This window comes from Pseudomonas sp. B7 (genome assembly GCF_016735645.1).
Lineage (GTDB): Bacteria > Pseudomonadota > Gammaproteobacteria > Pseudomonadales > Pseudomonadaceae > Aquipseudomonas > Aquipseudomonas glycinae.
This window is the reverse complement of sequence record NZ_JAERRE010000004.1, coordinates 131,737-155,393: the sequence shown is the minus strand read 5'-3', so window position 1 is coordinate 155,393 and position 23,657 is coordinate 131,737. Positions and strand designations below refer to the sequence as shown.

Sequence of the window (23,657 nt, the reverse complement as noted above, 5' to 3'; positions counted from 1 at the left end):
CGGTGGGCGTCAATCGCCCGCCCACCGGGGGAAAGGGTGATTTCAGCCGCGCTGGGTCAGGCCCATTTTCTTGCGACCTTCAGCCGGGGTCAGCACGCGGGCGCCGAGGCGGCTGAGGATTTCGCTGGCGCGTTCGACCAGTTGGCCGTTGGTCGCCAGCACGCCTTTGTCCAGCCACAGGTTGTCTTCCAGACCGACCCGCACGTTGCCGCCGAGCAGTACCGCTTGCGCGGCCATCGGCATCTGCATCCGGCCGATGCCGAACCCGGCCCACACCGCGTCGGCAGGCAGGTTGTCGACCATGGCTTTCATGGTGGTGGTGTCGGCCGGCGCGCCCCACGGGATGCCCAGGCACAGCTGGAACAGCGGATTGTCGAGCAGGCCTTCCTTGATCATCTGTTTGGCGAACCACAGGTGGCCGGTGTCGAAAATCTCCAGCTCCGCCTTCACGCCCAGCTCGGTGATGCGCTTGGCACCGGCGCGCAGCTGGGCCGGGGTGGAGACATAAATGGTGTCGCCGTCACCGAAGTTCAGGGTGCCGCAATCCAGGGTGCAGATTTCCGGCAGCAGTTCTTCGACGTGGGCCAAGCGGGTCAGCGGGCCGACCAGATCGGTGTTCGGGCCGAACTCCATCGGGTTCTCGCCCGGGCCGATTTCCAGGTCGCCACCCATGCCGGCGGTGAGGTTGACGATGATGTCGACGTCGGCTTCGCGGATACGCTCCATGACTTCGCGGTACAGCGCCACGTCGCGGCTGAACTTGCCGGTCTGCGGGTCACGAACGTGACAGTGCACGACCGTGGCGCCGGCCTTGGCCGCTTCTACTGCGGCAGCTGCGATCTGTTTTGGGGTGACCGGCACGTGTGGGCTTTTGGCGGTCGTGTCGCCAGCACCGGTGAGTGCGCAGGTGATGATGACGTCGTGATTCATGGTGCGTTTTCCTTCAGGCGTGATGGGTCTGTTCGCAGCCCGTGGCAGGCTGCGAAGTGGTTCGTTCGTTGCGGTTTATTTGCTGGTGAGCTGGAGGTTTTCAGCCGCCGGTTTGCCATCGAAAGTGGTGACGCCTTCGAGCCAGCGCTGTTTGTCCTGCGGGTGATCCTTGAGCCATTGTTTGGCCGATTCGAAAGCGTCCTTGTGATCGAGCAGCGGCTGCATCATCCGGCTCTCGTCTTCGGCGGTGAACGTCAGGTTGCTCAGCAGGCGGCTGACGTTCGGGCATTGTTCGGCGTATTTCGGCGCGGTGACGGTCCACACGGTGGCCATACCTTCGTTCGGGCCGAGGGCGTCATCGCTGCCGGTCAGATAGGTCATCTGCACGTTGACGTTCATCGGGTGCGGCGCCCAGCCGAAGAACACTACGGCCTCCTTGCGACGCACGGCGCGATCAACGGCGGCGAGCATGCCGGCCTCGCTGGATTCCACAAGCTGGAACTTGCCAAGGCCGAACTGGTTCTTGGCGATCATCGCCTTGATCTGGGTGTTGGCGCCCGAGCCAGGCTCGATGCCGTAGATCTTGCCGCCCAGTTCTTTCTCGAACTTGGCGATGTCGGCGAAGGTTTTCAGGCCCTTGTCCGCCAGATAGGTCGGCACGGCGAGGGTGGCGCGGGCGTCTTTGAGGCTTGGTGCTTCGAGCACTTTGACCTGGTTGGCATCGACGAACGGGGTGATAGTCTGGGTCATCAGCGGGTTCCAGTAGCCGAGGAACAGGTCCAGACGCTGGTCGCGGATGCCGGCAAAGACTATCTGCTGGGAGGCGCTGGTCTGTTTGGTGCTGTAGCCGAGGCCGTCGAGCAGAACCTGGGCCATGGCGCTGGTGGCGATCACGTCGGTCCAGTTCACCACACCCATGCGCACGTTCTGACACGATGGGGAATCGGCCGCCATGACACTGGCGCTTAAAAACGCGGTACCGCTGAGTGCGAGAACACAGCTGCTGATCAGTCGTTTCATGTCGGGTTCCTCGGCAGGTCGTTATTGTGGGTTCCGGTGTCTGTGCGCCGGTGATGCTCAAATTACGCAGCTGTACGCCCTTGAAAGCGCACTGCGGCGACCAGCTCTTGCACTGCAGCGACCTGTGCTCTTGAATGCCGCTCGCAACTGGCGTATCAACGTTGCACGCTACCCGCTGACCGAGTGCGCGCCATGTCCCAGGATTTCTACTTTCTGTTGATGCCGGGTTTTTCCGCCATCGGGTTCATCTCTGCGATCGAACCGTTGCGAGTGGCCAACCGCTTTCGCGGCGAGCTGTACCGCTGGCATGTGTTGAGCGCCGATGGCGGGGCGGTGCTGGCAAGCAACGGGATGTCGGTCAACGCCGATGCGGCGCTGGAGCCGCTGAAGAAAGGTGCGACGCTGCTGGTGGTCGCCGGTTTCGAACCGCTGAAGTTCGCCACCCCGGCGCTGGAGCACTGGCTGCGACGGCTGGACAACGAAGGCGTGACCCTCGGCGCCATCGACACCGGCAGCTTCGTCCTTGCCGAGGCGGGCCTGCTCGATGGCCATCGCCTGACCCTGCACTGGGAAGCCATCGACGCCTTCAAGGAATCTTATCCACAGCTCAGCGTCACCCAGGAGCTGTTCGAGATCGACCGCCGACGCATCACGTCTGCCGGCGGCACCGCGTCCATCGACCTGATGCTCGACCTGATCGCTCAGGCCCACGGCCCGCAACTGGCGATCCAGGTCAGCGAGCAGTTTGTATTGGGGCGGATTCGTCCGCGCAAGGACCACCAGCGCATGGAGGTCGCCACGCGCTACGGCATCAGCAACAAGAAGCTGGTGCATGTGATCGGCGAGATGGAGCAGCACAGCGAACCGCCGCTGACAACTTTGGAACTGGCGGAATCGATCAAGGTGACCCGGCGGCAACTTGAGCGGTTGTTCCGTCTGCACCTGAACGACACACCGAGCAATTTCTATCTGCGCCTAAGACTGGAAAAGGCCCGTCAGCTGTTGCGCCAGACCGACATGAGCGTGCTGGAAGTCAGCATCGCCTGCGGGTTTGAATCCCCGTCGTATTTCACCCGCAGCTACCGGGCGAAGTTTGCCCGGTGTCCGCGGGAGGATCGGCGACGGGAGGCCGTTTGACGGACGATTATAGTTAATTATACTTTCAGGTATAAATTACAGTCGTTTGAATAATTGAGTGTAAAACCATGTCCCGAAACAACGGCTTCGTTTTCCGCCGCCCCGCGCTGGCCCGCAGCGTTGCCGATGGTCTGGTGGGTGCAGGTCTGCAGGATTTCACCTCCGGCCTTTTTCTGGCAGCGCCGCGTCGCACCGGCAAAAGTACCTTTCTGCGCGAAGATCTGATCCCGGAATGCCAGGCCCGAGGCTGGCTGACGGTTTACGTCGACCTGTGGGCCGACAAGGAAAAAGACCCTGCAGACTTGATCGCCAGTGCCATTGCAGGCGCATTGGTCCCCTTCGAAAAGGGCATTCGCAAGCTGGCAAAGAATATCGGCATCGAAAAACTCAGCTTCCTGCGCACCTTGTCCTGGGATTTCACCAAGCCGCAACTGCCGGCCGGCGCGACCCTGACGCAAGCGCTGGAACTGCTCCACAGTGCCGCGGAAAAATCCGTAGTGCTGGTGATTGATGAGGCCCAGCACGCGCTCACCACCGCCGCAGGCATCAACGCGATGTTTGCCCTGAAGGCTGCACGGGATCAGCTCAACCAGGGACGGGAAGGCGAGGGCAGCGGTTTGCACCTGGTGTTCACCGGTTCCAATCGCGACAAACTCGCCCATCTGGTGCTGGGCAAGAGCCAACCGTTTTTCGGCTCGAGCATCACGCCCTTTCCGTTGTTGGGAAAAGAGTTCACCCAGGCGTACACCTTGCACCTCAACGCCCATCTGGCCGAGACCAATCAGTTCAGCGCGGCCGATATCGACGATGCCTTTGAATTGGTGGGGCGGCGCCCGGAGATGTTGCGCACCATCATTGGTGAAGTCGCGCTGGAGTTGGGCGAGGCCAGCAATCTGGGGCAGTTGCTGCAAAGCCGTGCCGAATTGTTGCGCGCAGGCGTGTGGACCGAGTTCGAGAGCGCGTGGAACGCTCTGACCATCCCTCAGCGCGCCGTGCTGGAGGTGATGGTGGAGCGCTCACAGAACAACGAGCCCTTTGCACCGTTCACTGACAGCACGCTCATGGCCGTCGGCAAGGCACTGGAAAACATGGGCAGCGACGTGGTGCCGGGCACCCAGACCATTCAGGCCTGCATCGATGCCCTGCGCGACAAGGAGCTGGTGTGGAAGTCGAGCCGTGGTGGCTATGCGCTGGAAGACAAGTCCTTCGGTGACTGGCTGAGCGCACGTAAAGCGCGCTAGTTACTTCTTCACCAATGCCGAGCACGCTGCCTTGTAGGCTTCATGCTGATACTTGTTCAGCGTGCCCGGCAGCTCGAAAGTGTGCTTCTTGGCCTGGGCATTGATCGTCTGCGGCGACAGCAGCGTCACCTCGCAACCGTCCAGCAGTTGAAACACACCCTCGATCTTGAACGTGGTCGGTCCACCGGCAAACTCGCCCTTCTTGCTGCGCTTCTTGATCGCGATGCGATCGATAGAGTTCTCGCGCACGAACGACGCCACCTGAGCGGCGAACAGTTTGACGTTGGCCGCCTCGTCGTCATCGTCCAGGGCGATTTTCTTGGTGTTCAACGCGACATGGCTCAGCACCGAACCGTCGAGGGACGCCACGGCGATGATCGCTTCACTGCCTTTGATTTCGATACCGCAGATGTTCATGTGAATCCCTTGATTAGCTGAAGAGGTGCAGCTTACAGCTCAAGCCCTCACTCCTGTCCGATCGACTCCAAAAACTCCGACCGCTCGTCACTCATCCGCGCCACGCAATCATTCTGCGCAATCTTGAACGCCTTGCTGCCGTCCGTCGCCGGGAAGGCTTCTACGGCGCAGTCGGCGTCGCGGGTTTTCAGCCATTGTTGCTGGGCGGCCTTGAGTCTGGCGGTGATGTCGGCCAGTTGCGCCGGGTTCTTGCCGTAGGTGGTCTGCATGCGCTCGTTCAGGCTGGCGTAGTTGTCCTTGAGCAGGTCCTCGGCGGTGGTGCGGCTGTAGGTCGAGCATTCCAGGGTCTGGATGTCGTTTTCCACCGCGTCGCACGGGTTGTTGTCGGACTCTTCGGCGGCGTGTACGCCGGTCGCAATCAGGGCCAGGGCCAGGAAGATCGATTTCATTGATGTCGCCGCTCTAATCCAGTGGTGTTTCCGGGATGCGGCAGATTCTGGCTCAAGCTCGCGGGCTTGAACAGGTGGCCGGTCGGACCGGTTGGCGACCCTTTGTCGCGGATTGACGCTTTCGGCAATTCCCCTGTCGTTTTTGCACCCGGCTGGTCGCGCACCGAGGCATATGCTGGCCCCAAAGCGCCGGCAGACGATTCGGCGCATGAATCGCCAATAAGGGGACGCCTGATGAGCCCAGCCGAATTACACGCCGACAGCATCGTTATCGACGGTCTGATCATTGCCAAATGGAACCGCGAGCTGTTCGAAGACATGCGCAAGGGCGGTCTGACGGCGGCCAACTGCACCGTGTCGGTGTGGGAGGGCTTTCAGGCCACGGTCAACAACATCGCCGCCAGCCAGAAACTGATTCGCGAAAACAGCGACCTGGTGATCCCCGTCCGCACCACCGCCGACATCCGCAAGGCCAAGGAGCAGGGCAAGACCGGCATCCTCTTCGGCTTCCAGAACGCCCATGCGTTCGAAGACCAGATCGGTTATGTCGAGGTGTTCAAGCAGCTCGGCGTCGGCATCGTACAGATGTGCTACAACACCCAGAACCTGGTGGGCACCGGTTGCTACGAACGTGACGGCGGCCTGTCGGGCTTCGGTCGCGAAATCGTCGCCGAGATGAACCGTGTCGGCGTCATGTGCGACCTGTCCCACGTCGGCTCCAAGACCTCCGAAGAAGTCATCCTCGAATCGAAAAAACCGGTCTGCTATTCCCACTGCCTGCCGTCGGGGCTGAAAGAGCACCCGCGCAACAAGTCCGATGAAGAGCTGAAGTTCATCGCTGACCACGGCGGTTTCGTCGGCGTGACCATGTTCGCGCCGTTCCTGGCCAAGGGCATCGATTCGACCATCGACGACTACGCCGAAGCCATCGAATACACCATGAACATCGTCGGCGAAGACGCCATCGGCATCGGCACCGACTTCACCCAGGGTCACGGCCAGGACTTCTTCGAATACCTGACCCACGACAAGGGCTACGCCCGCCGTCTGACCAACTTCGGCAAGATCATCAACCCGCTGGGCATCCGCACCGTCGGCGAGTTCCCGAACCTGACCGAAACCCTGCTCAAGCGCGGCCACTCCGAGCGCGTGGTACGCAAGATCATGGGCGAAAACTGGGTGAACGTCCTCAAAGACGTTTGGGGCGAGTAAGCCGCCGCTTCCCGAATACTTTCCCCCGGCCGTCCGTGCCGGGGGCAACACCAAAATTTTCTGGAGTTAAGTTTCCATGGCCAAGATCGCCCCGCAATTGCCAATCGAAGTCGACAGCGAGACCGGTGTCTGGACCTCCGACGCCCTGCCGATGCTGTACGTGCCGCGCCATTTCTTCGTCAACAACCACATGGGCATCGAGGAAGTGCTGGGCGCTGACGCCTATGCCGAAATCCTCTACAAGGCTGGCTACAAATCCGCCTGGCACTGGTGTGAAAAAGAAGCCGAGTGCCACGGCCTGGAAGGCGTCGCGGTGTTCGAGCACTACATGAAGCGCCTGTCGCAGCGCGGCTGGGGCCTGTTCAAGATCCAGGACATCGACCTCGACAAAGGCACCGCCAGCGTCAAGCTCGAACACTCCGCATTCGTCTACGTCTACGGCAAGGTCGGGCGCAAGGTCGACTACATGTTCACCGGCTGGTTTGCCGGTGCCATGGATCAGATCCTCGCCGCGCGCGGCAGCCAGATCCGCACCGTGGCCGAGCAGGTTTACGGTGGCTCCGAAGAAGGCCACGACGACGGCCTGTTCACCGTCAAGCCGTTGTAAGTCGAGGAACCCGCCATGGCTTTCGAAGCAATGTTTCAGCCAATTCAAATTGGCAAACTGACCATCCGCAACCGCGTGCTCAGCACCGCGCACGCCGAGGTCTACGCGACCGACGGCGGCATGACCACCGAGCGGTACGTCAAGTATTACGAAGAGAAAGCCAAGGGCGGCATCGGCCTGGCGATCTGTGGCGGTTCGTCCGTGGTGGCGATCGACAGCCCGCAGCAATGGTGGAGTTCGGTGAACCTGTCCACCGACCGGATCATCCCGCACTTCCAGAATCTCGCCGACGCCATGCACAAGCACGGCGCCAAGATCATGATCCAGATTACCCACATGGGCCGTCGCTCCCGTTGGGACGGTTTCCACTGGCCGACCCTGATGTCGCCGTCGGGTATCCGCGAACCGGTGCACCGCGCCACCTGCAAGACCATCGAGCCGGAAGAAATCTGGCGGGTGATCGGTAACTACGCGCAAGCCGCGCGCCGCGCCAAGGCCGGTGGCCTGGACGGCGTCGAACTGTCGGCCGTGCACCAGCACATGATCGACCAGTTCTGGAGCCCGCGCGTCAACAAGCGGACCGACGAATGGGGCGGCACTTTCGAGGGCCGCATGAAGTTCGGTCTGGAAGTCCTGAAAGCCGTACGCGCCGAGGTAGGTGACGACTTCTGCGTCGGCATGCGCATCTGCGGTGACGAGTTCCACCCGGACGGTCTGTCCCACGAAGACATGAAGCAGATCGCCAAATATTACGACGACACCGGCATGCTCGATTTCATCGGCGTCGTCGGCTCGGGTTGCGACACCCACAACACCCTGGCCAACGTGATTCCGAACATGAGTTATCCGCCGGAGCCGTTCCTGCACCTGGCGGCCGGAATCAAGGAAGTGGTCAAGGTTCCGGTGCTGCACGCGCAGAACATCAAGGACCCGAACCAGGCCACGCGGATTCTCGAGGGCGGTTACGTCGACATGGTCGGCATGACCCGCGCCCACATCGCCGACCCGCACCTGATCGCCAAGATCAAGATGGGCCAGATCGACCAGATCAAACAGTGCGTCGGCGCCAACTACTGCATCGACCGTCAGTATCAAGGTCTGGACGTGCTGTGCATCCAGAACGCCGCGACCTCCCGTGAATACATGGGCGTGCCGCACATCATCGAGAAATCCACCGGGCCGAAACGCAAGGTGGTGATCGTCGGTGCCGGCCCGGCGGGGATGGAAGCTGCCCGTGTGGCGGCCGAACGTGGCCACGACGTGACCCTGTTCGAGAAGAAGGAATTCATCGGCGGCCAGATCACTACGGCCTCGAAAGCGCCGCAGCGTGACCAGATCGCCGGCATCACCCGCTGGTTCCAGCTGGAGCTGGCACGGCTGAAAGTCGACCTGCGCCTGGGCACTGCCGCAGACGCCGACACCATCATGGACCTGCGCCCGGACATCGTGGTGCTGGCGGTTGGCGGGCATCCATACCTTGAACAGAACGAACACTGGGGCGCCGCCGAAGGGCTGGTGGTCAGCAGCTGGGACGTGCTCGACGGCAAGGTCGCGCCGGGCAAGAACGTGCTGGTCTACGACACCATCTGCGAATTCACCGGGATGTCGGTGGCCGACTTCCTTGCCGACAAGGGCAGCCAGGTCGAGATCGTCACCGACGACATCAAACCGGGCGTGGCCATCGGTGGTACGTCGTTCCCGACCTACTACCGCAGCATGTACCCGAAAGAAGTGATCATGACCGGCGACATGATGCTGGAGAAGGTTTACCGCGAAGGCGACAAACTCGTCGCCGTGCTGGAGAACGAATACACCGGCGCCAAAGAGGAGCGGGTGGTGGATCAGGTGGTCGTCGAGAACGGCGTGCGCCCGGACGAAGAAATCTACTACGCCCTCAAGGACGGCTCGCGTAACAAGGGCCAGATCGATGTCGAGGCACTGTTTGCGATCCAGCCACAACCTTCGTTGAGCAGCACCGGCGACGGTTACTTGCTGTTCCGCATCGGTGACTGCGTGGCGCAGCGTAATACTCACGCTGCGATCTATGACGCCCTGCGGTTGTGCAAAGACTTCTAAAGGCTTGCACATGACCCTGTGGGAGTGGGCTTGCCCGCGAATGCATGCTGTCAGTCACCGCTGCATCGACTGACCCGGCGCTTTCGCGAGCAAGCTCGCTCCCACAGGAACACGCCGAACGTGTTTCTCCAGGCTGTACTGGTGGGAGCTTCACCATGTTGAACACCCTTCTTCCAATCCTGTTGTTCGCAGCCCTGGCCCTTGCGGTGCTGGGGGCGTTGCGGCGGGTGGCCATGTGGCGTCGGGGCCGGGCCTCGAAGGTCGATCTGATCGGCGGCCTGTTCGCCATGCCCAAGCGTTACATGGTCGATCTGCACCACGTGGTGGCGCGGGACAAATACATCGCCAACACCCACGTCGCCACGGCGGGCGGGGCGGTGGCGTCGATTGTGCTGGCGATTCTGGTGCACGGTTTCGGCCTGCATAACCGGATCCTCGGCTACGCGTTGCTGCTGATGACGGCGGTGATGTTCGTCGGGGCGATCTTCGTTTATCGGCGCCGGCTCAACCCGCCGGCGCGGCTGTCGAAAGGCCCGTGGATGCGCCTGCCGAAAAGCCTGCTGGCGTTCTCGGCCTCGTTCTTCCTGGTGACCTTGCCGGTGGCCGGAATCCTGCCGGAGAACTTCGGCGGCTGGGTGCTCGCAGCAATTCTCGGGATCGGTGTGCTGTGGGGTGTGTCCGAGTTGTTCTTCGGTATGACCTGGGGCGGGCCGATGAAACACGCCTTCGCCGGTGCCCTGCACCTGGCCTGGCACCGTCGCGCCGAACGTTTTGGTGGCGGCCGTTCCACCGGTTTGAAACCGCTGGACCTGAATGATCCGACCGCGCCGCTGGGCGTGGAGAAACCCAAGGATTTCACCTGGAACCAGTTGCTCGGTTTCGACGCCTGCGTGCAGTGCGGCAAGTGCGAAGCCGCGTGCCCGGCGTTCGCCGCCGGCCAGCCGTTGAACCCGAAAAAGCTGATTCAGGACATGGTCGTCGGCCTCGCCGGCGGCACCGATGCCCAGTTCGCCGGCAGCCCGTATCCGGGCAAACCGGTGGGCGAACACAGCGGCAATCCGCATCAACCGATCGTCAACGGTCTGGTCGATGCCGAAACCCTGTGGTCGTGCACCACTTGCCGCGCCTGCGTCGAGGAATGCCCGATGATGATCGAGCACGTCGATGCCATCGTCGACATGCGCCGACACTTGACCCTGGAAAAAGGCGCGACCCCGAACAAGGGCGCCGAAGTCCTGGAAAACCTGATCGCCACCGACAACCCTGGCGGTTTTGCCCCGGGCGGACGGATGAACTGGGCGGCGGACCTGAACCTCAACCTGCTCAGCGAGAAGAAGTCCACCGACGTGCTGTTCTGGGTCGGCGATGGCGCTTTCGACATGCGCAACCAGCGCACTCTGCGGGCGTTCGTCAAAGTGCTGAAAGCGGCCAAGGTCGACTTCGCGGTGCTGGGTCTGGAAGAGCGCGACAGCGGCGACGTGGCCCGCCGTCTGGGTGACGAAGCGACTTTCCAGCTGCTCGCCAAGCGCAATATCCAGACCCTGGCCAAATACAGCTTCAACCGCATCGTTACCTGCGATCCGCACAGTTTCCACGTGCTGAAAAACGAGTACGGCGCGTTCGACGGCAACTACCTCGTGCAGCACCACAGCACCTACCTGGCGGAAATCATCCAGGCCGGCGCGCTGAACCTCGGTCAGCACAAAGGCAACAGCGTGACCTACCACGATCCGTGCTACCTCGGCCGCTACAACGGCGAGTACGAGGCACCGCGCGAAGTGCTGCGTGCGCTCGGCATCGAGATCAAGGAGATGCAACGTTCCGGCTTCCGTTCGCGCTGCTGCGGCGGCGGTGGCGGGGCGCCGATCACTGACATTCCGGGCAAGCAGCGGATCCCCGACATGCGCATGGAAGACATCCGCGAGACCGGCGCCGAGCTGGTGGCCGTGGGTTGTCCACAGTGCACGGCGATGCTCGAAGGCGTGGTCGAACCGCGTCCGCTGATCAAGGACATTGCCGAACTGGTGGCCGACGCGCTGCTCGAAGACGCCGCGCCGAACAAGCCTGCCACCCCGGCCAAGCGTGAACCTGCGGAGGCCCACTGATGAGCGACATTATCCGCCGCGATCCCCGCGCCGAATGGATCGCACGCAACCGTCTGCACCCGCTGCACGCGGCCATGCAGCCGGCGCAACACAGCTGGATGGGCCCCAACGGGATCATCCGCAAGAACCTGCACGGCATCGGCTTCATCGGGCCGAACGGCATCAAGCGTATCGACCGCAGCGGCGCCCAGCAGGGCGGGGCGGTCAAACGCTCGGCCGCGGTCGAAGTGCAGTTGCCGCTGCATCAGGTGCCGGCGCCGGCGTTCTACATCAGCGTGGTGCCGGACATGGTCGGCGGCCGCTTGAGCAGCCACGACCGCGACCTGCTTGGTCTGGCTCATCAGCTGGCCGGCAGCGACGGCGCGGTGCTGGCCGTGGTGTTCGGTGAGCACAAGGAAAACGCTTTCGCCACCGCAGGCGTTGACCGCTTGCTGGTGCTGGAAGGCGAAGAATTCAGCGGTTATGCACCGGAGCAACGGATCCAGGGCCTGCGGGCTGTGGATAACCAGTTCACCCCGCGTCACTGGCTGCTGCCGGACAGCCGCAGCGGTGGCGGCGAACTCGGGCGGCGCTTTGCTGCCGCACTGGGTGAACGCCCGGCGACACGGGTGTGGCAGGTCAAGGATCAGGAGTGCATCGGCCGCGCCGGTGCTGGTCTGCAGGATCTGGCCCGTCCGGTGGCGCGGTTGATTCTGGCGTCCGCCGAATGTGCCGAACCGGTCAGCGAAACCCGTCACGAAGCGCTGCCGGTGGAGTTATCCACACCCGTCGCACGCAGCCTGTCGCGGATCGAGGATCTGGGTGCGGTGGCGGTGGATCCGGCAGCGATTCCGATGGCCGAAGCCGAGTTCATCTTCTCAGGTGGTAACGGGGTCAAGGACTGGGAGCTTTTCCACAGGACCGCCGCCGCCCTCGGCGCCACCGAAGGCGCCTCGCGGGTGGCAGTGGACGATGGCTTCATGGCCCGCGACCGCCAGGTCGGCGCGTCCGGCACCTGGGTTACGGCGCGGGTTTACGTGGCCGTGGGGATTTCCGGGGCGATCCAGCACCTGCAGGGCATCGGTGCCTGCGACAAAGTGGTGGCGATCAACCTCGATCCGGGCTGCGACATGATCAAGCGTGCCGACCTGTCGGTGATCGGTGAGAGCGCGGAAATTCTTCAGGCCTTGATCGCGGCGGTAGAGGCTTACCGCAACGAAGCCAAGCGCGATGCGGCTTAAGGAACGGTTATGAGCACAAAGATCATCAGTCTGGTTTCAATCGGCGCCCACCCGACCTCCGGCCGCCCTCGCCGCGCCGATCAGGACGCCCGCGCGGTAGAACTCGGCCTGCAACTGGCGGGGGACAACCTGCAAGTGCTGCACGCCGGCGACATCGCGGAACCGGCGCTGCGCGCCTATCTGGGCATGGGGCTTGCGCAGATGCATGTGCTGGAACAACCGGCGGGCGCCGATGCGCTGCCGGCGTTGACCGACTATCTGCGTGATGCTGGCGCGCAAGTCGTACTGACCGGCAGTCAGGCGGAAACCGGAGAAGGTTCGGGGATGCTGCCGTTTCTGCTGGCTGAAGGGCTGGGCTGGCCGCTGGTGGTGGGGCTGGCGCAGGTCGAGTCGATCAACGACGGTTCGGCGCTGGTGCTGCAAGCGTTGCCTCGCGGGCAGCGGCGCCGGTTGAAGGTGCGCCTGCCGTTTCTCGCGACTGTGGATAACGCTGCGCCCAAGCCTCGGCAGAGTGCTTACGGTCCGGCGCGGCGTGGTGTTCTTCAGGCGAAAGACGTGGAAGTGGTGGATGACGAACTGCTCGCGGTGGCGACCCTGCAACCGGCCAAGCCCCGGCCGAAACGGTTGAAGGTGATCAAGGCCAAGAGCGGGGCGGACCGGATGAAGGCGGCGACGGCCAAGGCTAGCGGCGGTGGTGGGCAAGTGCTTAAGGGCGTGACGGCGCAGGCCGGTGCTGAAGCCATTCTCAAACTGCTGATCGAAGAAGGTGTTGTCCGCTGAAACCTTTGCTGACCCTCTCCCTTCAGGAGAGGGCGCTTTACCCACAATCCCTGTTGGCGGATCTGTGGATAACGTGTTCGCCCCTCCCTGTACCCCACGCCAATCAAGCTCTCCAGCCCTCAGGTCAAAAAACAACCAGCCTAACTCGCGGTTTTTTCTGAGGTTTTCCCCAGAACAACGCCCAGACTTGCCCCCAATCTCTGTTGGCGCTTCTGTGGATAAGATGTTCGCTATCCGCCAAGAGCCCTATAAACCGTGGCTTACAAGGATCTGATCAAAAAACGCTCAATTCAACCTTTTAACCCGCCAATCCCCACGCAAACCCCGATTTATCAACGCCCTCAGCGCTTTTCCACAGCACTCGCCAAGTTACCCCCGAACTCTGTTGGCGCTTCTGTGGATAAGGTGTTCGCCATCCTCTGCAAGCCAGGTAATCCGTGCCATGTAGAGGATTGATCAAAAAATGATCAATCGCTAATGGAAACCCTGCATCTGGATAAGTCACGAATTTTCTTCACAAAACTCCGATTATTTTTCCAGGTCATCCACAGTTGTCCCCATTAGCTGTGGGTGTCTGTGTGGATAACTTGTTCGCCAAACCCTGCAAACCCCGGCGGGCTTAGTCCAAATCGCAATTGATCAGATTTCATACAGTTCTAAGAGCCCGCCTTGACTTCGATCCGGTGCCTGTCTTCACTGCAATGGCACAAGGACAGCTGTCACTTATCCACATCTGGTTCAGGGAGAACGCGTGATGGATACCCAGCCACACCGCTTACCCCCCAATCCCTGCACGCTCCGCGTTCTGCCGGCTCCTTCGCCGCGCAAGCGTACGTTGCGTCGTGCCGTCAATCAGCACGCCCGTCTGTAGCACCTGATTCCTGCCCAAACCGTTGTACTGCCGTCGGGATTTCCCGGAGGCCAGGTGCCCGTTCGCCCATTGATTGCAGGCAACCGCAGAGTTGCCCCATCTGCCTGAGAGAGGAACCCCCTCATGACACGGATCGCAACGCCCATCAGCGAAATCAAGGAACACTACGACGTGATCGTCATCGGCTCCGGGTATGGCGGCGGCATTGCCGCGTCGCGCCTGTCCAGGGCCGGTAAAAGGGTCTGTCTGCTGGAACGCGGTCGGGAAATCCAGCCCGGCGAATACCCCAACACCATGATCGCCGCGACCGAGGAGTTGCAGGTACACGATCCGGACGGCCACATCGGCTCGCGCACCGGGTTGTTCGACCTGCACGTCAACGCCCAGCAGAACGTGGTGGTCGGCTGCGGCCTCGGCGGCACGTCGCTGATCAATGCCAACGTCTCGCTGGAACCGACCGCCGACGTGTTCAAGGATCCACGCTGGCCACTGGCGGTGCGCGAGGATCACGACGGCTTACTCAAGGCGGGTTACGAAAAAGCCCGAGAGATGCTCAAGCCCAATCCCTACCCAAGCACCGCGCCGAACCTGCCGAAGCTTGATGCCAACAAAAAATCGGCAGACTTCCTCAAGCAAGGCGCGCATTTCTACAAGCCGCCGATCAACGTGACCTTCGACAAACTGCCCAACAACCTCAATCACGTCGGCGTCGAGCAACTGCCGTGCAACCACTGTGGCGACTGCGTGTCGGGCTGTAACAACAAGGCCAAGAACACCACGCTGATGAACTACCTGCCGGACGCCACCAATCACGGCGCGGAGATTTTCTGTCAGGCCCAGGTGCGGCATCTGGAGCGCGACGGCAATGGCTGGATCGTGCACTTTCAGTACCTGGACAGCGGTCGCGAAAAATTCGACGCGCCGACGCTGTTTGTGAAAGCCGACATCGTCGTGGTCTCCGCCGGCACCCTCGGCTCCACTGAAATTCTGCTGCGCTCGCGGGACAAAGGCCTGGTGATGTCCGGCCAGCTCGGCGAGAACATGAGCGGCAACGGCGACATCCTCGGCTTCGGCCACAACTGCGAGCAGACCATCAACGGCATCGGTTTCGGCGCGCATTCGGCCAAGGAACTGCAACCGGTCGGCCCGTGCATCACCTCGATCATCGACATGCGCACCGAGGGTGACCGCAGCAGTCGCATGGTCATCGAGGAAGGCTCGATCCCCGGCGCCCTTGGCCGGCCGATGGTGCCGGCGATGGCCGGGTTCGCCGAGATGATCGGCAAGCCCACCGACGACAGCTTCAGCGGCAAGGTGAAGTACAAGGAGCGCGAAGCCGAAAGCTTCCTGCGCGGCCCGTACCACGGCGCGCTGCACAACATGCAGACCTACCTGATCATGAGCCACGACAGCGGCCAGGGACGCATGGTCCTCGACAACAAGGATCAACTGCGCATCGACTGGCCGGGCGTCGGCGAGCAGGAAAACTTCAAGATCGGCAACGAACGCTTGTACCAGAGCACCAAGGCCCTGGGCGGGATCTGGGTCGAGAATCCGATCTGGACCAAGTTGCTCAAGCACAGCATCGTCTCGGTGCATCCGCTGGGTGGTTGTGTGATGGGTGAAGATGCCGCGCAAGGCGTGGTCAATCACAAGGGCCAGGTGTTCAGCGGCGCCAGCGGCACCGATGTCTACGCCAACCTGTACGTGACCGACGGCGCGGTGATCCCGACATCACTGGCGGTCAATCCGCTGCTGACCATCTCCGCCGTGAGCGAGCGCAACATGGGCCTGCTGGCGGCCGATCGTGGCTGGACGATCGACTACACGCTGCCGTCGGCGCCGCGCAAACAAACCGCGCCGCCGACCCTTGGCGTGCAGTTCACCGAAACCATGAAAGGCTACTTCTCCCGCGCCTTCACCGCCGCGCAAAGCACCGACCTCAAAGTCTATGAAGCTGCCGCCAAACGTGGCGAGGCGGACAACTCGCCGATCGACTTCACCCTGACCATCACCGCCAACGACCTCAACCGGATGATCAAGGAGCCGGAACACGCCGCGACCATCGTCGGCACGGTGATCGCTCCGGCGCTGTCGCCGGAACCGCTGACTGCCAGCAACGGCGTGTTCAACCTGTTCGAGCAATTCGAGCAGCAGGTCGATACGCGTCACATGAAGTACGACATGAAACTGACCGCCGAGGACGGCAACGACTACTTCTTCAGCGCCTTCAAGACCGTGCCGGAAGACAATGGCGTGCTGAACATCTGGCATGACACCAGCACCCTCTACGTCACGCTGTATCGCGGGCCGGACAAGACCGGCGAGGTGATCGGCTCCGGGGTGATGCACATCAAACCGACCGACTTCGCCAAGCAGATGACCACCATGAAAGTCCTCAATGCGCGTAACGAGCGTGAGCGCATCGAAGGGCTGGCGCGGTTCGGCAAGTTCTTCGCCGGGATTCTCTGGGAGAGTTATGGCGGGGTGTTTGCCGGTGACAAATACTTCAACCCCGACGCGCCGCCACGGCTGAAACGGCCACTGGATGCGCCGACGCCGGCCGTGCATTTCTTCTCCACCGAAGACGGCGTGCAGTTGCGCCTGACCCGTTATCAGGCCGGCAGCAAAGGCCCGGTGATGCTGGTGCATGGTCTGGGTGTGGGTTCGAATATCTTCTCCACCGATACGATCCAGACCAACCTGCTGGAATTTTTGTGCAAGCACGACTACGACGTGTGGCTGCTGGATTTCCGGGTGAGCATCCTGCTGCCGGCGAGCAAGAAGGAATGGAACGGCGACCAGATCGCCCAGTACGACTTCAAGGCCGCCATCGCACAGATCCAGCAGGAAACCAAAGCCAAAGACGTGCAGTGCGTGGTGCATTGCTACGGCGCCACGACCTTCTTCATGTCGCTGCTCGCCGGTTTGCAGGGCGTGCGTTCGGTGGTCTGCTCGCAGATTGCCGCCGACACGGTGGTCGCGACCGCTACGGGGCTGAAGGCCGGGCTGCACCTGCCGGGGATGCTCGATGCGATCGGCATCAAATCGATGACTGCCTACGCCGACAGCAAGGAGAACTGGTTCAACCGGCTCTACGACAAGGCGCTCAACGGCTACGCGCGGATCGAAGCCCAGGGCTATTGCACCAACCCGGTGTGCCACCGCATCACCTTCATGTACGCCTCGCTGTATCGCCACGACACCCTCAATGAAACCCTGCATGACAACCTGCACGAGCTGTTCGGCGAGTCGAACATCGAGACCTTCGAGCACCTGGCGCTGATCGTGCGCAAAGGGCATCTGGTGGATTTCAAAGGGCGCGACGTGTACATGCCGCACTTTGATCGGCTGACCATGCCGATCTGCTTTATCAGCGGTGCCGACAACCAGTGTTATCTGCCGGAAAGCACGCTCAAGACCTATCAGCGGGTTTGTGAGAAGCACGGGCCGGAACGCTACAGCCGGCATGTGGTGCCGGGTTACGGCCACATCGATTGCATGTTCGGCAAGAACGCGGTGGTCGATGTGTATCCGATCATCCTTGAACACCTGGAGAAAACGGCCCTCGGATAGCCCCCGATCGTGTCGATCGTTCCCACGCTCTGCGTGGGAACGCCGCCATGGACGCTCTGCGTCCGCTTTTGTGACGCGGAGCGTCACGAGATGCATTCCCCCGCGGACGGTTCGACGCTTCGACGGGGGAACGATCTGGGGAACTGATATGGACAGCTACATCCGCTGGTTTCAACGCTTCATCTGGCTCGGCATTGCGATGAACATGGTGTTCGCGATCCCGGCGCTGTTCGCGCCGGGGTTGCTGACATCGGTGGTCGGCCTGCCGCCGCAACTCTCCGACCCGTGGCTGGAAAACGCCGGAATGCTGCTGGTCGGCATCAGCGTGTTCTACATGCCGTCGGGCTTCGACGCGCCGCGCTACGTGGTGCATTCCTGGTTGTGCGTGCTGACGCGGCTGATTGCGGTGGTGTTCTGGATCTACCTGATCAACACCAGCAGCCAGGGTTCGGTGTTCGTGCCGATGCTGATGGGTGACCTGAGCTTTTTCCTGATCCTCGGCATCCTGCTGTACCTCGGCACCCCCCCTGAAAACCGACCCCTGGCGCTGCTGTGTGACGGCTGGCGCGAATGGCGGGCGGCGTGGGCGCGGCAGTGGCAGAGTCACGCGTTCAAAGTCGGCACCCTGATCGTGGTGGCGCTGCTGGCGTTCATCGGTTACCAGACCTGGTATCAGATGCTGCGCGTGGTGCCGGAGCAGGATTACGCCTCAGACGAAGATCACTACAAGTACGCCGCGATTGGCCTGGGTATCGAGGCGCGGATTCCCTATTACCTGTTCTCCGTGCTGCCACAAATGTGCCCGGAAAAACTGCCGAAACCCGGTGGCTGGGAAGTCTTCGGTTTCCTGTTCGAGAACGGCAAGGACCTGCCGATCGGCATGGCCAAGCGGCAGATCGGCTACCCGACCGTCGAGCCGAACTGCGCGCTGTGCCACACCGGTTCCTACCGGGCGAATGCCAGCGACGTTGCGGTGAATGTGCCGAGCGCGCCGGCCAACACCCTGCAACTGCAGGCCTTCCAGTGGTTCGCCTACGATTGCGCCAGCGATCCGAAATTCACCACCGACGCGGTGATGGCGGCGATCAACAGCAAATTCCAGCTGGGCTTTTTCGAGAAGCTCTACAACCGCTACCTGATCATCCCGATGGCCAAGACCGCGCTGCTCAAACAGAAGCAGGCCTACGCCTGGCAGAAGCTGCGCCCGCAACAGGGGCCGGGGCGCACCGACACCTTCAACCCGACGAAAATGGTGGTGTTCGGCTTCCCGGATGACTCGACCATCGGCACTGTCGACCTGCCGCAAGTGTGGAACCAGAAACCCCGGGAATCGATGTACCTGCACTGGGACGGCAATAACAACAAGATCCACGAGCGCAACTACGCCGCTGCGATGGCGGTGGGCGCGACGCCGGAGTCGGTGCTGCCGCCGAGTTTCAACCGGGTGACCAACTGGCTGCTCGGGCACAAGGCGCCGGCGTGGCCGTGGGCACTGGATCAGGCAAAAGTCGCCCAGGGCAAACCGGTGTGGGAGGCTAACTGCGCGGGTTGTCACGATTTCGGTCGCGTCGATACCGGGCAAGTCACCACCAACATCGACCAGCTCGGCACCGATCCGCACCGGCTGAACTCGTTCACCACCGGGCTGGTAGCGGCGTTCCACACCTTCAAGAAACCGCCGTTCGATTTCGGTGCCTATCGCAAGACCCAGAGCTACAGCAACACGCCCACCGACGGCATCTGGCTGCGCGCACCTTACCTGCACAACGGTTCGGTGCCGACCCTGTGGGACTTGCTGCAACCGCCGGAAAAACGTCCGCAGGTGTTCATCACCGGCTCCGATGTCTACGACCCGGTCAACGTCGGCTTCGTGACGAGTGGCGCCCAGGCCAAAGCCTCGGCGGATTTCACCTACGACACGCGCCTGGAAGGCAACCACAACAGCGGTCACCTGTACGGCACGACGCTGTCGGACGACGACAAGCGTGCGCTGATCGAATTCATGAAAACCCTGTGAACCCTTACGGATAGAGGATTACGTCATGTCAGCGGTCGGACATCTGAAACACGAATACGACAAGGTCAAGCTGCGCCTGCACGGCTTGTTCACGCGCATCGAAATGGCCTGGATGAAGCTCATCAGCGAACTCGAACCCAAGGAATTCGAGGCCATCATCAAGTTGCTCCAACGCGGTCACGATCAGGCGCAATACGTGCTCAAGCACGGCGAGTTGCCGACCGACGAGCCGGCCGTGCCGTGGGAGTTGGCCCACGGTTTGTCGATCCTGCGCATCGGCAACGCGACGCCGTTGCCGCAATCGCCCGATCAATTGCAGACCAAGGTGCTCAAGGACGGCACGTTGCTTGGCTGCCGCAAATGGGAACTGCTGGATCTGCTGTGGAGCGAGGCTCTGCTCAAGTGGATCGAGAACCTGCGCCATCACGCGACTTTCGGCACCGATCCGGCGCTGGTGACCATGGAGCGCGAAGTGACGCTGGCGATTGCCGGCGACTGGGGCACCGGACCGTTCAACAGCCATGCGCCGGCGGTGTCGGTGGCCAACCAGATGCAACTGGCCAATGCCGATTTCACCATTCACCTGGGGGACGTCTATTACGCCGGCACTCACTCCCAGGAAGACACCGACATGGCCGGCTGGCCGATGGGCACCCACGGCTCGTTCACCCTCAATTCCAACCACGAGATGTACAGCGGCGCCCACGGTTACTTCAAGGAACTGGCGGCGCGCTTTCCGGGGCAGCAGGGCACCAGTTACTTTGCCCTGATCAATGACGACTGGCTGATTGTCGGGCTGGATACGGCGTACGCCTCGGACGTCATGAACCTGTACATGGACGGCACCCTGAACAAGCCGCAGATCGAATGGATGAAGGGCCTGCCGAAGCGCAAAAAACTCATGGTGCTCAGCCACCATCAGGGCTTCGACATCACCGGGCACCACAAGACTGCGCTGTATCAACCGGTGTGCGATGCGCTGGGGCGTGAGCCGGATTATTGGTATTGGGGCCATTTGCACAACGGCATTGTCTATGCGGCCCAGGGCGGACTGCATGCGCGTTGTGCCGGGCACGGAGCGATTCCCTACGGCACCACCAGCGAGCTGAACGGGCATTCGCGGGTGCTGTTTTCGGAGACGAAGGATGCGAACGATCCGGACTACCCGCTGCGGGTGTTGAACGGGTACGCGAAGATCAGGTTGGTGGGGGAGGAGATTTTCGAGGAGTTTATCGGGGAGGATGGATCGGTGAGGTGGTCATCGACGTGATCCGTTCTGATCGTTCCCGCGCAGGGCGCGGGAACGATCAATGACGCGAATCAACCCTGAACCGGAACCCCCTTGAGATACGGCGCAGGCTCGGCCCCGAGGTTGCTCAGCATCCGCTCGCTGTACCAATCGACGAAGTTGACCACGCCGAACTCATAGGTCTTGGAGTACGGGCCCGGCTGGTAGGCGGTGGAGTTGATCCCGCGCTGGTTCTCTTCGGCCAGACGACGGTCCTGATCGTTGGTCGCGTCCCATACCTGGCGCATGCGTTCGACGTCGTAATCCACGCCTTCGACCGCATCCTTGTGCACCAGCCACTTGGTGGTGACCATGGTTTCCTGGGCGCTGATCGGCCACACGGTGAACACGATGATATGGTCGCCCATGCAGTGGTTCCACGAGTGCGGCAGGTGCAGGATGCGCATCGAGCCCAGGTCCGGGTTCTTGATCCGGCCCATCAGCTTGGCGCAGCCCTGTTTGCCGTCCATGGTCATCGACACGGTGCCCTTGAGCAGCGGCATGCGCACGATGCGGTTGCGCAGGCCGAAACTGGCGTGGGCGTAAGGGATCTTTTCGGCTTCCCACGCGGCAGCGGAGGCGGCGACGTGATCCTTGAACGCCTGATCGGCACGGGGGTCGGTGACGTCGTCCCATTCCAGCAGGGTTTTCAACAGTTCCGGGTGAGAACCGCTGCAGTGGTAGCACTCGCGGTTGTTTTCCAGCACCAGTTTCCAATTGGCCTTTTCCATCAAGGTGGTTTGCACCGCCACCTTGGTGTTTTCCATGTCGTACGGTTCCATGTAGTGGTTCAGGGTCGACAGGAAGTCATCGATGGCCGGCGGGTTCTCCGCCAGGCTGATGAAGATGTAACCGCCGGCGGTCTTAACGTTCACCGGTTTCAGACCGTACTGCTTCATGTCGAAGTCGGCGCCCATTTCGGTGCCGGCGAACAGCAGGCGACCGTCCAGCTCGTACGTCCACTGGTGGTAGTGGCAGACCAGTTTGGCGACCTTGCCCTTGTCGCTGGTGCACAGGCGCGAGCCACGGTGGCGGCAGACGTTGTGGAACGCATGCACCACGCCATCGGCGCCGCGAATGACGATGATCGGGTTCTTGCCGATCTGCAGGGTGATGTAGTTGCCCTTGGCCGGGATCTCGCAGGTCATGCCGGCGATCAACCACTCTTTCTGGAAGATCTCCTGCATGTCGATATCGAACAGGCGTTCGTCACTGTAGAACGGTTGCGGCAGCGAATAGGTGCGCTCGCGTTCCTGGAGCATTTGTGCGGTGGCCTTGCGTGCGGGTTCCAGCGGGTCGCCCAGGCTGATTTTTGCGGTGTCCATCGATGAATTCCTCAAGGCCATCTGCGTGGCCGCGAAAGTGGCTGATCAGGGTTGCAGCGCAAGGTGTAAAGAATCTGTTTGTGTTGGGGGCGAGTGTGGGGCCGCCGCTGCCCGGAACCTTATCCATGGGCGACATGGTGCAATCTGTTCCCGACGCGCAACCCCCGGTGGTTGGGGGCTGGTCGCGATAAGTATGTCAATGTCGCGGATAGGTAAACGGGGCGTTCGCGCTATACGCAGAATCGCCACATGAAGGCCGACAGTCGGCCGTGGAGAACAGCATGTCGAACAGCTTCCTGAATCCGGTCACCACCCAGACCTGGGCCAATGGCCGACACATCGTCCGTTGCGTCAAAGTCATCCAGGAAACCTGGGATGTGCGCACCTTCTGCTTCATGGCCGACCAGCCGATCCTGTTCTTCTTCAAGCCCGGGCAGTTCGTGACCCTGGAGCTGGAGATCGAAGGCCAGCCGATCATGCGTTCGTACACCATCTCCAGCTCGCCGTCGGTGCCGTACAGTTTTTCGGTGACCATCAAGCGCGTGCCGGGGGGCAAGGTCTCCAACTGGTTGCACGACACCCTGCATGAAGGCCAGGAGCTGGCGGTGCACGGACCGGTCGGGCTGTTCAACGCCATCGATTTCCCGAGCCCGAAAGTGCTCTACCTGAGCGGTGGCGTCGGAATCACCCCAGTGATGTCCATGGCGCGCTGGTTCTACGACACCAACGGCAACGTCGACATGACGTTCATCCACAGTGCCCGCTCGCCGAAAGACATCATTTACCACCGCGAGCTGGAACACATGGCGTCGCGGATCGACAACTTCAGCCTGCACCTGATCTGCGAAAAGCATGGGCTGGGCGAGCCGTGGGCCGGCTATCGCGGCTACCTCAACCACAAGATGCTCGAACTGATGGTGCCGGACTTCCTCGAGCGCGAAGTCTTCTGCTGCGGCCCGACGCCGTACATGACGGCGGTCAAACGCCTGCTGGAAAACGCCGGCTACGACATGAAGCGTTATCACGAGGAATCCTTCGGCGCCACGCCGCCGGAAGCCCGTGCCGACGCGGTGGAACAGGCCGAACAGGCAGCGGAAGCACCGGAAGTCCCGGCGGCGGATCTGCACCTGGTGGAATTCACCTCTTCGGACAAGAGCATCCGTGTTGCGCCGGGCGAGACCGTGCATGCGGCGGCTGCCAAGGTCGGCCTGATGATCCCGAAAGCCTGCGGCATGGGGATCTGCGGGACGTGCAAGGTGCTCAAGCTGGGCGGCGAGGTGGAGATGGATCACAACGGCGGGATCACCGAGGACGACGAGGCGGAGGGGTACATTCTTTCTTGCTGCAGTGTGCCGAAGGGGGATGTTCGGATCGAGTATTGAGGTT

The 23,657-nt window shown here is 61.8% G+C and carries 17 protein-coding genes; 12 read left to right on the top strand and 5 right to left on the bottom strand.

All coding sequences use genetic code 11. The annotated features are described in order from the left end of the window. Positions 1 to 42: 42 nt before the first annotated feature. Both JKA62_RS11665 and choX read right to left on the bottom strand, forming a co-directional pair. Complete coding sequence (locus JKA62_RS11665) at positions 43 to 930, bottom strand: 3-keto-5-aminohexanoate cleavage protein (protein ID WP_011336296.1); 888 nt, start codon at positions 928 to 930, stop codon at positions 43 to 45. A gap of 75 nt (positions 931 to 1,005) precedes the next feature. Then, positions 1,006 to 1,950 (bottom strand): choline ABC transporter substrate-binding protein, encoded by a 945-nt coding sequence (gene choX, locus JKA62_RS11660; RefSeq protein ID WP_011336295.1) that lies wholly within the window; start codon positions 1,948 to 1,950, stop codon positions 1,006 to 1,008. A gap of 192 nt (positions 1,951 to 2,142) precedes the next feature. On the opposite strand from choX, the gene JKA62_RS11655 reads away from it, so the two are divergent. Together JKA62_RS11655 and JKA62_RS11650 are read left to right on the top strand one after the other, a co-directional pair. Further along, positions 2,143 to 3,087, top strand: coding sequence for a GlxA family transcriptional regulator (locus tag JKA62_RS11655; RefSeq protein WP_011336294.1), 945 nt, complete (start codon positions 2,143 to 2,145; stop codon positions 3,085 to 3,087). A gap of 68 nt (positions 3,088 to 3,155) precedes the next feature. Continuing rightward, positions 3,156 to 4,328, top strand: a complete 1,173-nt coding sequence (locus JKA62_RS11650) for a hypothetical protein (RefSeq protein ID WP_011336293.1) — start codon at positions 3,156 to 3,158, stop codon at positions 4,326 to 4,328. Here the strand turns inward: JKA62_RS11650 and JKA62_RS11645 are convergent, their stop codons facing one another. Both JKA62_RS11645 and JKA62_RS11640 read right to left on the bottom strand, forming a co-directional pair. After that, on the bottom strand, positions 4,329 to 4,745 hold the full coding sequence (locus JKA62_RS11645) for a DUF3010 family protein (RefSeq protein WP_011336292.1): 417 nt from the start codon (positions 4,743 to 4,745) through the stop codon (positions 4,329 to 4,331). 47 nt (positions 4,746 to 4,792) lie between these two features. Continuing rightward, positions 4,793 to 5,194, bottom strand: a complete 402-nt coding sequence (locus tag JKA62_RS11640) for a lysozyme inhibitor LprI family protein (protein ID WP_011336291.1) — start codon at positions 5,192 to 5,194, stop codon at positions 4,793 to 4,795. A 234-nt stretch (positions 5,195 to 5,428) separates the two neighbouring features. Here JKA62_RS11640 and JKA62_RS11635 point away from each other — a divergent pair, with 234 nt between their 5' ends. The 9 genes from JKA62_RS11635 to JKA62_RS11595 all read left to right on the top strand — a co-directional run bounded on the left by JKA62_RS11635 (position 5,429) and on the right by JKA62_RS11595 (position 20,928). Further along, on the top strand, positions 5,429 to 6,406 hold the full coding sequence (locus tag JKA62_RS11635; RefSeq protein ID WP_007959776.1) for a dipeptidase: 978 nt from the start codon (positions 5,429 to 5,431) through the stop codon (positions 6,404 to 6,406). Positions 6,407 to 6,482: 76 nt separating this feature from the next. Continuing rightward, a complete protein-coding gene (locus JKA62_RS11630; RefSeq protein ID WP_011336290.1) occupies positions 6,483 to 7,013 on the top strand; it encodes a DUF5943 domain-containing protein in 531 nt (176 codons plus the stop codon). Positions 7,014 to 7,028: 15 nt separating this feature from the next. Continuing rightward, entirely contained in the window at positions 7,029 to 9,089 is a 2,061-nt protein-coding gene (gene dgcA, locus JKA62_RS11625) for a dimethylglycine demethylation protein DgcA (RefSeq protein ID WP_011336289.1), read from the top strand. Between the two features lie 155 nt (positions 9,090 to 9,244). After that, entirely contained in the window at positions 9,245 to 11,194 is a 1,950-nt protein-coding gene (dgcB, locus tag JKA62_RS11620; RefSeq protein WP_011336288.1) for a dimethylglycine demethylation protein DgcB, read from the top strand. Further along, on the top strand, positions 11,194 to 12,414 hold the full coding sequence (gene etfA / locus JKA62_RS11615) for an electron transfer flavoprotein subunit alpha (RefSeq protein WP_011336287.1): 1,221 nt from the start codon (positions 11,194 to 11,196) through the stop codon (positions 12,412 to 12,414). The genes dgcB and etfA overlap by 1 nt, the downstream gene beginning before the upstream one ends. A 9-nt stretch (positions 12,415 to 12,423) precedes the next feature. Continuing rightward, the gene (etfB, locus tag JKA62_RS11610; RefSeq protein ID WP_011336286.1) at positions 12,424 to 13,194 is read left to right on the top strand and encodes an electron transfer flavoprotein subunit beta; all 771 of its coding nucleotides are present in this window, start codon (positions 12,424 to 12,426) and stop codon (positions 13,192 to 13,194) included. A 994-nt stretch (positions 13,195 to 14,188) separates the two neighbouring features. Next, on the top strand, positions 14,189 to 17,641 hold the full coding sequence (locus JKA62_RS11605; RefSeq protein WP_011336285.1) for a GMC family oxidoreductase N-terminal domain-containing protein: 3,453 nt from the start codon (positions 14,189 to 14,191) through the stop codon (positions 17,639 to 17,641). Between the two features lie 148 nt (positions 17,642 to 17,789). Next, positions 17,790 to 19,658: a hypothetical protein gene (locus JKA62_RS11600; RefSeq protein WP_201817870.1), complete on the top strand. Its 1,869-nt coding sequence runs from the start codon at positions 17,790 to 17,792 to the stop codon at positions 19,656 to 19,658. A 25-nt stretch (positions 19,659 to 19,683) separates the two neighbouring features. Continuing rightward, the gene (locus JKA62_RS11595) at positions 19,684 to 20,928 is read left to right on the top strand and encodes a metallophosphoesterase family protein (protein WP_011336283.1); all 1,245 of its coding nucleotides are present in this window, start codon (positions 19,684 to 19,686) and stop codon (positions 20,926 to 20,928) included. 50 nt (positions 20,929 to 20,978) lie between these two features. Here JKA62_RS11595 and gbcA read toward each other — a convergent pair whose 3' ends face one another. Continuing rightward, the gene (gene gbcA / locus JKA62_RS11590) at positions 20,979 to 22,271 is read right to left on the bottom strand and encodes a glycine-betaine demethylase subunit GbcA (protein WP_201817868.1); all 1,293 of its coding nucleotides are present in this window, start codon (positions 22,269 to 22,271) and stop codon (positions 20,979 to 20,981) included. A 281-nt stretch (positions 22,272 to 22,552) separates the two neighbouring features. On the opposite strand from gbcA, the gene gbcB reads away from it, so the two are divergent. Then, positions 22,553 to 23,653: a glycine-betaine demethylase subunit GbcB gene (gene gbcB / locus JKA62_RS11585; RefSeq protein WP_011336281.1), complete on the top strand. Its 1,101-nt coding sequence runs from the start codon at positions 22,553 to 22,555 to the stop codon at positions 23,651 to 23,653. Positions 23,654 to 23,657 lie beyond the last annotated feature (4 nt).